This window comes from Bradyrhizobium sp. B039 (assembly GCF_038965675.1).
GTDB classification, from domain to species: domain Bacteria; phylum Pseudomonadota; class Alphaproteobacteria; order Rhizobiales; family Xanthobacteraceae; genus Bradyrhizobium; species Bradyrhizobium diazoefficiens.
The window spans coordinates 8884374-8898502 of the sequence record NZ_CP152416.1 but is presented as its reverse complement, the minus strand read 5'-3'; the positions used below and the strand labels follow the sequence as shown (position 1 = coordinate 8898502).

Sequence of the window (14129 nt, the reverse complement as noted above, 5' to 3'; positions counted from 1 at the left end):
GAGGGTTCTCTCCGCAACGGGACAATTCCGATGCGGAGATACCCTCACCCCAACCCTCTCCCGCAAGCGGGAGAGGGAGCGCACCGTTGCTCACCCCACCAGCTCCGCCTGCCATCCGCCGCTGCGCACCTGCTCGGCGATCAATGCGAGCATCAGGCGGCGCATCTCTTCCATGGCGTAGGTCATCGGACGGTTGCGCAGGCGGCAGAGATAGAGCGTGCGGGTCAGCTTCGGCTCGATCACCTTGCGTGCGATCAGCCGGCCGGCCGCGAGCTCCTCCCGCGCGAACAGCTTTGTCGCGATGGTGCAGCCGAGCCCTTCCACCAGCGCGCCGGTCATGCCGGTGATCGAGTTGGCGTGCAGGATGGCGCCGCCCTCCAGCCGCTTGAGCAGGACCGGATCGTCCAGCAACGCGCGCGAGGACAGGCCAAGACCGTAGCGAAGCAGGATCAGCGGCATCCGGCTCAGCTCCTCGAACCGGATCGGGGCCTTGCCCTTGCCGACCAGTTTTGGAATGCCGACCAGGAACATCTCCTCTTCGAGCACGGCTTCCGTGATCAGCTCCTTCTCCGAGGGCGGATTGTAGACCAGCGCCAGATCGACATTGGAGACCATCAGGTGCATCAGCGTCGCGCCAGACAGGCTCTCGGTGAGCGACAATTTGAGCTTCGGATATTTGGTCAGCACCGTGCGCATCAGTTCGACACCGATCGCCTTGACGCCGGAATTGGCCATGCCGATGGAGATGTCGCCGGCAATGACGCGGGCACCCTCGCGCACCTCGGTCTCGGCCTCCGCCATCGCGCGCAGGATGATGCGTGCGTGCTCATAGAGCCTTTCGCCAGCCGCCGTCGGTTCCATGCCGCGCGACTTGCGCTCGAACAGCGGCGTTGCGAACTCGGCCTCCAGGTTCGAGATATGATGGCTGAGCGCGGACTGCGCGACGTTCACCTGGTCGGCCGCGCGCGACAGGTTCCGCTGCTCGTAGACGGCGATGAAATAGCGGAGCTGGCGTGAATCCATGGGCGATCAAGCGTTCTGGAACTGCGAAGGCAATCTTCGACAGATTATATTTTTCAGAAGGCTTGTGAAGGCCTAGTCTCCTCGGTGGACGAACAGGGAGTGACGCATGACTGAGGCCGGATTGCCGCTGGAAGGCGTGCGGATCGTCGAGATGACCCACATGGTCATGGGCCCGACCTGCGGCATGATCCTCGCGCAGCTCGGTGCCGAGGTGATCAAAGTCGAGCCGCCGTCCGGCGACAAGACGCGGAGCCTTGGCGGCATGGGAACGGCGTTCTTCCCGCTGTTCAATCGCGGCAAGCGCAGCGTCGTGCTGGATTTCGAGAAGCCTGGGGATCGCGACAGCATGCACCGTCTGCTCGCGACGGCCGATGTGTTCCTGGAAAACTTTCGCGATGGCCAGCTGGAGAAGCAGGGGTTAGGTGCCGAGGAATTGCGCCGCCGGCATCCGCATCTGATCATCGCCGGCCACAAGGGCTTTCTGTCCGGCCCCTACGAGCATCGCCCCGCGCTCGACGAGGTCGTGCAGATGATGTCGGGGCTCGCGGCCATGACCGGCACCAAGGAGAAGCCGCAGCGCGTCGGCTCCTCCGCCAACGACATCATGGGCGGCATGTTCGGCGTGATCGCGATTCTCGCCGCGCTCTATCAGAAGCGCGGAGGCAAGCGCGACGGCGCCGACATTCGCATCGGCCTGTTCGAGAACTGCCTGTTCCTTGTCGCCCAGCACATGGTCGAATATGAGATGACCGGCAACAAGCCGCGCTCGATGCCCGAGCGCGAGCACGCCTGGCCGATCTACGACATCTTCGATGCCGCGGACGGCGAGCGCATTTTCATCGGCGTCGTGACCGAGGGGCACTGGCAAAGTTTTTGTCGCGAATTCGGCCTGACCGAGTTTCTCGAAGATCCCGCCTTGCGCACCACGACCGACCGTATCCTGGCGCGGCCGCGAATCCTTCCGCGCGTCGCCGAGATCATCCGGCAGCGGAACGTGGCAGAGCTGTCGCAAAAGCTCGACGCGCTCAACATCTGCTTTTCGCCGATCAACCGGCCCGAGGATCTCCTCACCGATCCCCATGTGTTGCGCCCGGGCGGGCTCGTCAGCAATTTCACGGCCGACGGCAAGCCGTTCCATGTGCCGGCTCTGCCGGTCGAGTGGAACGGCAGCCATCTCGGTGAAGGCCTGAAGGTCGCACCGCTGGGCGCCGACACATCGGCGGTTCGTGCCGAGATCGACAAGGATGACATCGCGTCAAAAGCCGCTGGGAGGCGTGCATGAGCCGGATCGAGACGATTTACCCCTCAGATCGCGTCAGCCTGCGCGAGGTGGGCCTGCGCGACGGGCTCCAGCTCGTGAAGAAATTTCCGTCAACCGAGGCCAAGCAGCGCTGGGTACGCGAGGAATATGCCGCCGGCGTGCGGCACTTCGAGGTCGGCTCGTTCCTGCCGGCCAAGACCTTCCCGCAATTCGTCGACGTGCGCGATGTCATCGGGGCGGTCGCGAACCTGCCGGGCGCTCATGGAATCGCGCTTGCGCTCAACGAGCGCGGCGTCAATGAAGCCCTCGAATCCGGCGTTGGCGAAATCGCGTCGGTGGTCTCGGCCACGGAAGAGCACAGCCAGGCCAACGCCCATCGCTCGCGCGACTCCGCGATCGCCAATGTCAGGCGGCTCTGCGAGATGCGCGATGCCAGCTCCCACAAGCCGCTCGTGAATGCCGCGATCTCGATGGCGCTGGGCTGCTCGATCACCGGTGCGGTTGATCCGGCCGAGGTCTTGCGGCTGGTCGACAAATGCCTCGAGGCCGGCGTCGATTTCGTCGCGATCGCCGACACCGTCGGCTACGCGGGCCCGAAGCAGGTCGCCGAACTGTCGCGCGCCGCGGTCAAGCTCGCAGGACAAAAGCCGATCTGCATCCACCTCCACGACACCCGCGGCATGGGCATCGCCAACGCCGCGGCTGCACTGGACGAGGGCGTGCGCATTCTCGACGGATCGCTCGGCGGCCTCGGCGGCTGCCCCTTCGCGCCCGGCGCGACCGGCAATGTCGTGTTCGAGGATCTCGTGTTCCTGTGCGAGAGCAAGGGATTTGCGACGGGGATCGACCTGGAGAAGCTGGTCGGTGTGCGCAGGATCTTGCGCGACGAGATGCCGAACGAAACGCTGTATGGCGGCGTCGCGCGGGCGGGCCTGCCGTGCGGGACGGTGGCGAAAGCGGCGTGAGCTTTTTTTCCTTCTCCCCTTGTGGGAGAAGGTGGCGCGAAGCGCCGGATGAGGGGTTTGTCTCCGCGAGCTCGAAGAGGAGTAGTCGCTGAGACATACCCCTCACCCGTCTCGCCGCTTCGCGGCGAGCCACCCTCTCCCACAAGGGGAGAGGGAGACGCACCGTCTATGCGACGGACTTACTCATGCCGATGCGCGTGCTTCCGCGCCTTCGCCGGCTTGCCTTCGCCCGTCGGAATCATCACCACGCGCCCATAGCGCACGCCGCGTTCGGCGATGATGTGGTCGGCGAAATGCCTGACCTCGTCGGCCGCGCCGCGCAGTGCCGTCATCTCCATGCAATTGTTGTCGTCGAGATGGACGTGCAGCGTCGCCAGCGCGAGGTCGTGGTGGCCGTGGAATTCCTGCACCAGGCGTTTCGAGAGATCGCGGGCGGCGTGGTCGTAGACATAGACGAGACCGGCGACGCAGGGGCCGGTCTGCGCCGTGTCCTCTGAGGTCTGTTGCAGGCCGGCCCGCGCGAGGTCGCGGATGATCTCGGAGCGGTTCTGGTAGCCGCGCGCCGCCGCCGCGGCGTCGATCTCCGCCAGTAGATCGTCCTCGATCGTGATCGTAATTCGCTGCATCAGGTCCTCTCCGCGCGTATCGCTCCTCTTACCTCGCCCCGCTTGCGGGGAGAGGTCGGAATTCAAGCCTAGCTTGAATTCCGGGTGAGGGGGACTCTCCGCGAGTCCGTCTCTTACCGGCTACGTGGTGGCAGCCCCTCACCCCAACCCTCTCAGCGCGAGCGAAGCTCGTCGCGGCCCTGTAAGAACGGGGAGAGGGAGTACGCCCTCACAGCCGGGTCGCACGAAGCCGCAGCGCATTCCCGACCACGCTCACCGAGGACAGCGCCATCGCCGCCGCGGCGATGATCGGCGACAGCAGGACGCCGAAGGTCGGATAGAGGATGCCGGCCGCGATCGGAATGCCGGCGGCGTTGTAGATGAAGGCGAAGAACAGGTTCTGGCGGATGTTGCTCATCGTCGCCTGAGACAGTTTTCGCGCTCGCACGATGCCGGTGAGATCGCCTTTGAGCAGGGTCACGCCGGCGCTCTCCATCGCCACATCGGTGCCGGTGCCCATGGCGATGCCGACTTCGGCGGCCGCCAATGCCGGGGCGTCGTTGACGCCGTCGCCGGCCATCGCGACGCTGCGGCCGGCCTTTTGCAGCTTTGTCACCACCGCGCTCTTCTGGTCCGGCAGCACCTCGGCCTCGACCTCAGCGATGCCGAGCCGGCGCGCCACCGCTTGCGCCGTGGTGCGGTTGTCACCGGTCAGCATGATCACCTTGATGCCCTCGGCGGCGAGGGCCTTCAGCGCCTCCGGCGTCGAGGCCTTGACCGGATCGGCGATCGCAAACAGGCCGGCGAGCCGGCCGTCGACGGCCATGTTGATGACCGTCGCGCCATCGCCGCGCAGCCGTTCGGCCTCGGTGTCGAGGGCCTTGGTGTCGATCCCGATCGACGACAGGTATCGTGCGTTGCCGAGCACGATGGTCTTGCCGTCGACCTTGCCGGTCGCGCCCTTGCCTGTCGGCGAATCGAACGCCTCGACCTGGCCGAGCGTGAGCTGCTTCTCCTTGGCCGCGCGCACGATGGCGTCGGCCAGCGGATGTTCGCTGGCGCGCTCGACGCTGGCCGCCCAGCGGAGAATGTCGTCGTCGGCAAAGCCGGAAGCCGGCACGATCGCGACGACCTTGGGCTTGCCCTCGGTCAGCGTGCCGGTCTTGTCGACGACAAGCGTGTCGATCTTCTCCATCCGCTCCAGCGATTCCGCGTTCTTGATCAGGACGCCGGCCTGCGCGCCGCGGCCGACGCCGACCATGATCGACATCGGGGTCGCAAGGCCCAGCGCACAGGGGCAGGCGATGATCAGCACGCTGACGGCGGCGACCAGCCCGAAGGCCAGCCGCGGCTCCGGCCCGAACCAGGCCCAGGCCGCGAAGGCGGCGAGGGCGACGACGATGACGGCCGGCACGAACCAGCCGGCGACCTGATCGGCCAGGCGCTGGATCGGCGCGCGCGAGCGCTGCGCATCGGCGACCATCTGCACGATCTGCGACAGCAGCGTCTCCCGCCCGACCTTGTCGGCGCGCATGATGAAGCTGCCGGACTGGTTGAGCGTGCCGGCGATGACCTTTGCACCGGTTTCCTTGGTGACCGGCATGGATTCGCCCGTCACGAGCGACTCGTCGAGCGAGGAACGCCCCTCCAGGATGACGCCGTCGACCGGCACTTTCTCGCCGGGGCGAACGCGCAAATGCTCGCCGGCATGGAGCGTATCGATCTCGACCTCGTGCTCGCTGCCGTCAGCCTCGACGCGGCGCGCGGTCTTCGGGGCGAGCTGCAACAGCGCCTTGATCGCGCCCGACGTGGCGTCGCGGGCGCGCAGCTCCAGCACCTGGCCGAGCAGCACCAGCACGGTGATGACGGCAGCCGCCTCGAAATAGATGGCCACCGCGCCGCCATGGCCGCGGAAGGTGTCCGGGAAGATCTGCGGCACGACCGTGCCGAGGACGCTGTAAATGTAAGCGACGCCCGTGCCCATCGCGATCAGCGTGAACATGTTGAGGTTGCGGGTGACCAGCGACTGCCAGCCGCGGACGAAGAACGGCCAGCCGGCCCACAGCACCACGGGCGTGGCGAAGACGAGCTGGATCCAGTTCGAGAGTGTCTGGTCGATCCAGTTGTGTGGGCCCGCGAGATGGCCGCCCATCTCCAGCACCACGGCCGGCAGCGCCAGCACGCCGCCGATCCAGAACCGCCGCGTCATGTCGGCAAGCTCGGGATTGGGGCCGGTCTCCAGGCTTGCCACTTCGGGCTCCAGCGCCATGCCGCAGATCGGGCAGCTGCCGGGTCCGACCTGGCGGATCTGCGGGTGCATCGGGCAGGTGTAGATCGTGCCCGCCGGCATCTCCGGCTCGCTCGCCTTCTCCTTGGCGAGGTATTTCGCGGGATCGGCGGCGAACTTGGTGCGGCAGCCGGCCGAGCAGAAATGGAAGGTCTCGCCGTGATGGTCGAACCGGTGCTTCGAGGTCGCGGGGTCGACCGTCATGCCGCAGACGGGATCGAGCACCTTTGTCGCTGCGTCGCCATGGTCGTGATGATGGGCGTGGCCGGCATGATCGCCGTGTCCGCCGCAGCATGAGGCTGCCGCAGGCTTGTCGTTCGGCGGCGTCGCCGCCTTGCTCGAACAGCCGCATCCGGTGTGACCGTCCGCGTCGTGATGATGCTTGTGCTCGGCGTCGCTCATTTCCATGCTCCGGCTTCGTGCCAGGTCTTGGCGTCAGGTCTTGCAACCCATACCCGGTAGGGGTATATAGACGGCATGCGCAAGGACATCAAGGCATCTGTCGGAAAACGTCTCGGCCGGATCGAGGGCCAGGTTCGCGGCCTGTCGAAAATGGTAGAGGAAGACCGCTACTGCATCGACATCGTGACGCAGATCTCGGCGGTGCGCGCCGCGCTGCGCCGGGTCGAGGAGGAGGTCCTGAAGGACCACGTCGCCCATTGCGTCGAGCACGCCATCACGAGCGGCGACAAGGCCGACCAGCGCGCCAAGATCGCGGAGCTGATGGCGGTGATCGGACGGGCGGAACGGTAGTTTCGTATTCGCCCGTCATTGTGAGGGGCACGGTATCTCCCCAGCGTCGTCCTGGCGAAAGCCAGGACCCATACCGCGGAATCTATCGATTGCGCTCGGTGGCGGTACCGAACGACGAGTCGTCGCCAAACTTCTCCCCGGGGTAATGGGTCCTGGCTTTCGCCAGGACGACGGCGGGGTTAAGCCGCGATCTCGCGCGCCCGTCTGCGGCGCCGGGGGCGGTACATCGCCAGCTTCTTCAGCAGCGAAACATGCTCCGCGGCGGCGGCATGTTCGACCGTCTCCGCCGGCTGCGCGGCCGCATCGCCCGCTACTTGCTCAGCCGGAATCTCATCCGGCGCCTCTTCGTCAGCCGCTTCAGGAACGAGCGGCGGCGCACTGATCGTTTCTGGAAACACACTGAATGTGCCCGCTACCTCCTCGAGCGGCTTCTGCTTGTCGGCCCAGTGCAGGGTGGTGTAGTCGAACCCGTGCACGATGGTGGGTTTGACGACTTCGAAATAGGGCGAGATGTCGAAGTCGCGGGGCATGTAGAGCGAGGAATCGCGGATGTGCAGGATCTCGCGGCGGGCGGCGCGGCTGCCGGCCTTGGTGATCTTGGGCAGGATCGGATAGCGCACGGCGTCGAACGCCTGCGCGATCAGCGCCGAGCAGATGATCTTGGTCGGATCGCCCGAGCCGATCGCGATCATGCGGCGCCGCCAGCGCTGCGGTATCGGCAGCGGAAACAGGAAGCGCATCAGGTCGACGATGTTCTTGGTGTCGTAGCCGAAGCCGATGCGGTTGATCGCATAGCGGCAGACCGTGGTGCGGTCCTCATGGGACAGCCCGACCGGGCGGCAGACCCGGGTGTGATAGGGGAAGTATTTCGACAGCGGCGCCGAGGTGACGCCTTCGCCGATATTGGCCTCGATCAGCACATGCGGCTCGCCGCTCGGCTCTTCCGCACCCTCGATCGGGCCGACATAGAGCGCGGCATGCGACCAGGTCGACTGCGTCAGGTATTTGATGATGCCGGAGATGCGGTTGTTGCCCTCGACCAGCAGCACGTCGCCGGGCTCGATGACGCCGCGCAGGTGCTCGGGGTCGCTTGGCGTGAACGGCTCATAGCCCGGCACCTCCTTCGAGAGGTACGCGGCAATCAGCTTGCCGACTGAATCTAGGACCGTCCCCATGTCGAGCTCCCCCGCGGCCTTTTCCGGCCGCCTTTTTTCCCTTCTCTATCATGGTCGAAACGTGTTGCAATTCGGTTCATCACTCTGTGAGATCAAGCACGATTGATTCACCATGATGGTTGCCGTGCAACATGAGATACGGCAAGGTTCGCTGGCTGTTCCCGTTTGCCGCAAGTCTCCGGAAACCATGACATGACAATCACGCGCCGCGGTTTCCTTTCGGCGTCGGCGGCCTTTGCCGCGATGCCGGTCCTGCGCGCAACCGCCGCACCCCTGCCGCGCGAGGCTGACATCGTCGTGATCGGCGCGGGGGCCGCCGGAATTGCCGCAGCGCGGCGCATCATGGCGGCCAATCGCAAGGTCGTGGTGGTCGAGGCGGCATCGCAGGTCGGCGGCCGCTGCATCACCGATACCACGACCTTCGACATGCCGTTCGATCGCGGTGCGCGCTGGATGCATAATCCCGAGACCAATCCGATGATCCGGCTGGCGCGCAGCGCGGGCCTCGACGTGCTGCCGGCGCCATCGGGCCAGAAGATGCGCATCGGCCGCCGCAACGCGCGCGCCGGCGAGACCGAGGAATTCCTGGCGGCGCTGGTGCGCGCCAACCGCGCCATCGACGAGGCCGCGCGTGGCAAGCTCGATACCTCCTGCGCCTCCGTGCTGCCGAAGGATCTCGGCGACTGGGCGGGTGCGGCCGAGTTCATGCTGGGCGCGAGCTTTGCCGGCAAGGACCTGAAGGAGCTTTCTGCGATCGACAAGGCGCGCGCGCAGGACCGCAATGCCGCGATCGCCTGCCGTCAGGGCCTGGGTACGCTCATCACGAAGCTCGGCGAGCAGGCGCCGGTCGCGCTGTCGACGCCGGCGAGCCGCATCAGCTGGAGCAATCGCGACGTCAGTGTGGAGACGCCGGGAGGCAAGATCGCCGCGCGTGCCGCCATCGTCACGGTCTCGACCAACGTGCTGACCGCGGGCGCGATCAAGTTCGCACCCGATATTCCCAAGCGCACGCTGGACGCGGCGGCAAAGCTCAGCCTCGGCAGCTACGACCACATCGTGTTGCAGCTGCCGGGCAATCCGCTTGGTCTTGCGCGCGACGACATCCTCATCGAGCAGAGCAATTCGACGCGCACCGCGCTGATGTTCGCCAATATCGGCGGCTCCTCGCTGTGCTCGATCGACGTCGGCGGCTCGTTCGGCCGCGATCTGTCGGAGCAGGGCGAGAAGGCGATGGCGGCCTTCGCGAAGGAATGGATCGCAAAACTGTTCGGCAGCGAGGCCGCGGCCATTGTGCAGAAGACCAGCGCGACGCGCTGGAATGCCTCGCCCTTCGTGATGGGCGCGATGTCGGCGTCCTCACCCGGCGGTCAGCTCTCGCGAAAGATCCTGACCGAGCCGATCGGCAATCTGTTCCTCGCCGGCGAAGCCACCCACGAGACGCTGTGGGGCACCGTCGACGGCGCCTGGGAAAGCGGCGAGCGCGCCGCGGACGCAGCGCTGCGCAAGATCGGCGCGCTCAAGGACGAGCCGGCCGATGTGCCGACGCAGTCGACGAAGAAGCGGCGGGCGCCGCGCCGGTAGGGGAATTGATCCAGCTGTCGTCCTGGACAAGCGCAGCGAAGCGGAGCGCAGATCCAGGACCCATTACCCCAAGAAGTAGTTTGGCGAAGACTCGGAGTGACCCGCTCGCACTACAAGCGTTGACCGGGGTAATGGGTCCTGGCTTTCGCTAGGACGACATTGGGGAGTTAGCGCAAAATCCCATCCAGCGCCGGCAGCCCAAAAACAACCGCCATCGCGATCAGCACATAGCAGATGCCGCGAAATACTCTTTCGCTGGCGCGGCCGAACAGTGAGGCGCCGAATGCGACGCCGATGGCGTAGACCGGACCGACGATGAGCGAAAGCACCAGCGATTCGCGGCTGATCAGGCCTGTCGTCGCGTAACTGACCATCGAGAAGAAGTCCGACGCGCCGAAGAACAGCAGGATGTTGGCGCGCGCGACGATCGACGGGATCGGGCGGCCGAGCCAGTAGCCGACGATCGGTGGCCCTCCAGTCTGCGCGAGGCCGCTGCAAAAGCCCGAGAGGCCGCCGATGCCGACCGAGAGCCAGGCGTGGTCCTTGCCGCGATAGCGCCAGCTCGACAGCAACAGCAGCAAGAGCGCGGCGACGAAGCCGGAGATGATCCAGCGCGTGGTGACGGGTTCGAGCACGCTGAGGAAATAGGTGCCGATGGGCACGCCGATCAGCGCGCCGAGCACGATCACGGCGGTGGCCTTGCGGTCGGCCTTGCGCCACGCATCGGGCAGCAGCGGCAGCGCTGCGACGAAATCGATCACGAGCAGCAGGGCGGCAACGAGCCGCGGCGCCGCGAAGCTGCTCGCCAGCGGCATGAAGATCAGCGCCGAGCCGAAGCCGGAGAAGCCGCGCGCGGTACCCGAGACGAAAGCGACGGCGCAGAGCGCCATCGCAATGGTGAGGCTGACGTCCTTCGGGAGGAAGTCCGTGAGACTCATGCTTTATTTCTGGAGCATGATGTTGTCCGAAAACCGCTTCACACTTTTCGGCATCATGCTCTCAGCGTGCCGCCGGTCTTCTTCGTCACCTCCGCCACGACCTTCGCGGCGACGGCCTCGATCTCCTGGTCGGTCAGGGTCTTCTCGCGCGGCTGGATCGTCACCGCGATCGCGATCGACTTCTTGCCGTCATCGATGCCCTTGCCCTCGTAGACGTCGAACACGTTGACGCCGGTGATCAGCTTCTTGTCGACGCCTTGCGCGGCGCGCACGATGTCGCCGGCCTTCACGGTGCGGTCGACGATGAAGGCGAAGTCGCGCGACACCGGCTGGAAGGCCGACAGCTCGATCAAGGGCTTGGCGCGGGTCGGCCTCTTCTTGGCCTCGGGGACGCGGTCGAGGATGACCTCGAACACCATCAGCGGACCGTCGGCGCCGAGCGCTTCCAGCGCGCGCGGATGCATCTCGCCGAAATAGCCGAGCACGTTCTGCGGGCCGATCTGGATCGTGCCGGAACGCCCAGGATGCAGCCAGCCGGGTCCACCGGCCACGATCTGGAGCGCCTGCATCGGCGCGCCGGCAGCGGCCAGCACCGCCAGCGCATCGGCCTTGGCGTCGAACAGGTCAGCCTGCACCGAGCCCGACCAGTGCCGTCCGAGACCCTCGGACGAGGCAAAGCCGCGGCGCACGCCGCTCGCCGCCATGAACTGATCCTGCGGGCGATCGCCCTTGAACACCTGGCCGACCTCGAACAGCGCGACGTCGCCGAAGCCGCGATCGGCATTGGCCTGCGCCGCCGCGATCAGGCCCGCCAGCAGGGTCGGGCGCATGTCGGAGAGATCAGATGCGATCGGGTTGGCGACTTCCAGTTCGCGCTGGCCGCCGCCGAACAGTTTTGCCGCAGACTTCGTGATGAACGACCACGTCACCGCTTCGATGATGCCACGGCTCGCGAGCGCACGCCGCGCGCGGCGGGTGCGGAGCTGGAGCGGGGTCAGCACCGGTTTGCGCGCATCATCGCCGCGCTCGAACGGCGTCATCGGCACCTTGTCGACGCCGTAGATGCGGACGATCTCCTCGACGATGTCGGCCTTGCCGTGCACATCGGTGCGCCACGAAGGCACCGCGACCTTCACCACCGGACCCGGGCCCGCCATCATGAAGCCGAGATGGGTCAGGATGCGCTTCATCTCCGGCTGCGGCACCTCGATGCCGGACAGGCGCTTGACCTCGGTCACCGGGAAATCGATCACGCGGTCATCGCCGAAGGCCTTGCCGACCACGACGTTCTCGGACGGCGCGCCGCCGCACATCTCCATCACGAGTTTCGTGGCGAGCTCCAGCCCCGGCACCATGAACGCCGGATCGACGCCACGCTCGAAGCGGTAGCGCGCATCCGAGTTGATGCCGAGCTTGCGGCCGGTCTGCGCGATATTGATCTCGTTCCACAGCGCCGATTCGATCAGCACGTCGGTGGTGTTCTCGTCGCAGCCGGAAGCCTCGCCGCCCATGATGCCGGCGAGCGATTCGACGCCGTGCTCATCGGCGATCACGCAGGTCGCGGGATCGAGATTGTAGGTGCGGCCGTCGAGCGCGAGCAGCGTCTCGCCGTCGCGGGCGCGGCGCACCACGAGATTGCCCTTCACCTTCTTGGCGTCGAACACGTGCAGCGGGCGCGCGCGGTCGTAGGTCATGAAGTTGGTGATGTCGACTAGCGCGTTGATCGGACGCAGTCCGATCGCCGTCAGCCGCTTCTGCAGCCATTCCGGCGACGGGCCGTTCTTGACGCCGCGCACGAGGCGAAGCGCGAAGCCCGGACAGAGCGTGGCGTCCTCGACCGTCACCTTCACGGGACAAGGGAATTCGCCCTTGACCGGCTTGATGGTCGGGTCCTTGAACTTGCCCATGTCGGCGGCGGCGAGGTCGCGCGCGATGCCGTGCACGCCGGTGCAGTCCTGCCGGTTCGGCGTCAAATTGATCTCGACGACGGGATCGCCGAGCGCGGCCCATTCGGCGTAAGCAGCGCCGATCGGCGCGTCCGCCGGCAATTCCATGATGCCGTCATGGTCATTCGAGATCTGGAGCTCGGCCGCCGAGCACAGCATGCCGCGGCTCTCGACGCCGCGGATGGTGCCGACGCCCAGCGTGATGTCCTTGCCCGGAATGTAGGTGCCAGGGGCCGAGAACACGCTGACGAGACCTGCGCGCGCATTCGGCGCGCCGCACACGACCTGCACCGGCGCGCCACCGTCGCCAGTGTCCACCATGCAGACGCGCAGGCGATCCGCATTCGGATGCTGCTCGGCCGAGATCACCCTCGCGATGGTGAAAGGCTTCAGCGCCTTCGCCTTGTCCTCGATGTTCTCGACCTCGAGCCCGATCATGGTGAGCTTGTCGGCGAGCCTGTCCAGCGGCTCGTCGGTCTCGAGATGATCCTTCAGCCAGGAGAGGGTGAATTTCACGAGCTCAGCCCTCCCGCGAGAGTCGGCACTTCGAGCGGCTTGAAGCCGTAATGGGACAGCCAGCGGACGTCGCTGTCGAACAGCTGGCGCAAATCGGCGATGCCGTATTTCAGCATGGCGATGCGGTCGATGCCCATGCCCCAGGCAAAGCCCTGGTACTCGTCGGGATCGATGCCGCAGGCGCGCAGCACGTTCGGGTGCACCATGCCGCAGCCGAGAATCTCCAGCCAGTCCTCGCCCTCGCCGAAGCGGATCTCGCCCTTGTCGCGGCGGCACTGGATGTCGACTTCCAGCGACGGCTCGGTGAACGGGAAGAACGACGGACGGAAGCGCATGTTGATGTGGTCGACCTCGAAGAACGCCTTGCAGAACTCGTGCAGGATCCATTTGAGGTGGCCGAGATGCGAGTGCTTGTCGATGACGAGCCCTTCGACCTGGTGGAATTGCGGCGTGTGGGTCGCATCCGAATCGATGCGGTAGGTGCGGCCCGGGCAGATCACGCGGATCGGCGGCTTCTGGCTCAGCATCGTGCGCACCTGCACCGGCGAGGTGTGGGTCCGCAGCAGCATGCGCGAGCCGTCCTCCTTCGGATGGAAGAAGAAGGTGTCGTGCATCTCGCGCGCGGGATGGCCTTCCGGGAAGTTCAGCTTGGTGAAGTTGTAGTCATCGGTCTCGATGTCGGGACCTTCGGCGACTGAGAATCCCATGTCGGCGAAGATCGTGGTCAGCTCGTCCCAGACCTGGCTCAGCGGATGGATGCGGCCGGCATCAGTCGGCGCCTCGCGCAGCGGCAGCGTCACGTCGATGGTTTCGGACGCCAGCCGCGCATCGAGCGCCGCCGACTTCAAGACGTCGCGCCTTGCTGCGAGCGCCTCGGTGACCTTGTCCTTGGCCTGGTTGATCGCGGCGCCCTGCGTCTTGCGCTCGTCCGGCGACATCTTGCCGAGCGTGGCAAGCAGCGCGGAAATCGAACCCTTCTTGCCGAGGGCTGCGACGCGCACCGCTTCGAGGGCGGCTTCGTCGCCGGCGGCGGCGACCTGATCGAGGATGGATGTTTCGAGCGTTGCGAGGTCGGACAC

11 protein-coding genes are annotated in these 14129 nt (G+C 66.2%); 4 read left to right on the top strand and 7 right to left on the bottom strand.

The genetic code is table 11. From position 1 onward, the window contains the following. Positions 1-90 precede the first annotated feature (90 nt). Positions 91-1023 (bottom strand): LysR substrate-binding domain-containing protein, encoded by a 933-nt coding sequence (locus AAFG50_RS41905; protein ID WP_028172464.1) that lies wholly within the window; start codon positions 1021-1023, stop codon positions 91-93. 106 nt (positions 1024-1129) lie between these two features. Here AAFG50_RS41905 and AAFG50_RS41900 point away from each other — a divergent pair, with 106 nt between their 5' ends. Next, entirely contained in the window at positions 1130-2305 is a 1176-nt protein-coding gene (locus tag AAFG50_RS41900; protein ID WP_028172465.1) for a CoA transferase, read from the top strand. Beyond that, positions 2302-3249, top strand: coding sequence for a hydroxymethylglutaryl-CoA lyase (locus AAFG50_RS41895; RefSeq protein WP_011083524.1), 948 nt, complete (start codon positions 2302-2304; stop codon positions 3247-3249). The genes AAFG50_RS41900 and AAFG50_RS41895 overlap by 4 nt, the downstream gene beginning before the upstream one ends. Before the next feature lie 179 nt (positions 3250-3428). On the opposite strand, the gene nikR is transcribed toward AAFG50_RS41895, so the two are convergent. Then, the gene (gene nikR / locus AAFG50_RS41890; protein ID WP_028172466.1) at positions 3429-3875 is read right to left on the bottom strand and encodes a nickel-responsive transcriptional regulator NikR; all 447 of its coding nucleotides are present in this window, start codon (positions 3873-3875) and stop codon (positions 3429-3431) included. Positions 3876-4083: 208 nt separating this feature from the next. Beyond that, the gene (locus AAFG50_RS41885) at positions 4084-6543 is read right to left on the bottom strand and encodes a heavy metal translocating P-type ATPase (RefSeq protein ID WP_028172467.1); all 2460 of its coding nucleotides are present in this window, start codon (positions 6541-6543) and stop codon (positions 4084-4086) included. 75 nt (positions 6544-6618) lie between these two features. Between AAFG50_RS41885 and AAFG50_RS41880 the strand changes: the two genes are divergently transcribed. Then, positions 6619-6894: a metal-sensitive transcriptional regulator gene (locus AAFG50_RS41880; protein ID WP_028172468.1), complete on the top strand. Its 276-nt coding sequence runs from the start codon at positions 6619-6621 to the stop codon at positions 6892-6894. A gap of 179 nt (positions 6895-7073) precedes the next feature. Here the strand turns inward: AAFG50_RS41880 and AAFG50_RS41875 are convergent, their stop codons facing one another. Beyond that, positions 7074-8069, bottom strand: coding sequence for a YiiX/YebB-like N1pC/P60 family cysteine hydrolase (locus AAFG50_RS41875; RefSeq protein ID WP_028172469.1), 996 nt, complete (start codon positions 8067-8069; stop codon positions 7074-7076). A 192-nt stretch (positions 8070-8261) separates the two neighbouring features. Here AAFG50_RS41875 and AAFG50_RS41870 point away from each other — a divergent pair, with 192 nt between their 5' ends. Then, a complete protein-coding gene (locus tag AAFG50_RS41870) occupies positions 8262-9650 on the top strand; it encodes an NAD(P)/FAD-dependent oxidoreductase (RefSeq protein ID WP_028172470.1) in 1389 nt (462 codons plus the stop codon). 167 nt (positions 9651-9817) lie between these two features. Here AAFG50_RS41870 and AAFG50_RS41865 read toward each other — a convergent pair whose 3' ends face one another. The 3 genes from AAFG50_RS41865 to pheS are packed head-to-tail and all read right to left on the bottom strand — an operon-like array spanning position 9818 to position 14129. Next, positions 9818-10588: a sulfite exporter TauE/SafE family protein gene (locus tag AAFG50_RS41865; protein WP_028172471.1), complete on the bottom strand. Its 771-nt coding sequence runs from the start codon at positions 10586-10588 to the stop codon at positions 9818-9820. 53 nt (positions 10589-10641) lie between these two features. Next, entirely contained in the window at positions 10642-13050 is a 2409-nt protein-coding gene (gene pheT / locus AAFG50_RS41860) for a phenylalanine--tRNA ligase subunit beta (RefSeq protein ID WP_028172472.1), read from the bottom strand. Beyond that, complete coding sequence (gene pheS / locus AAFG50_RS41855; protein WP_028172473.1) at positions 13047-14129, bottom strand: phenylalanine--tRNA ligase subunit alpha; 1083 nt, start codon at positions 14127-14129, stop codon at positions 13047-13049. Before pheS ends, pheT begins: the two co-directional genes overlap by 4 nt.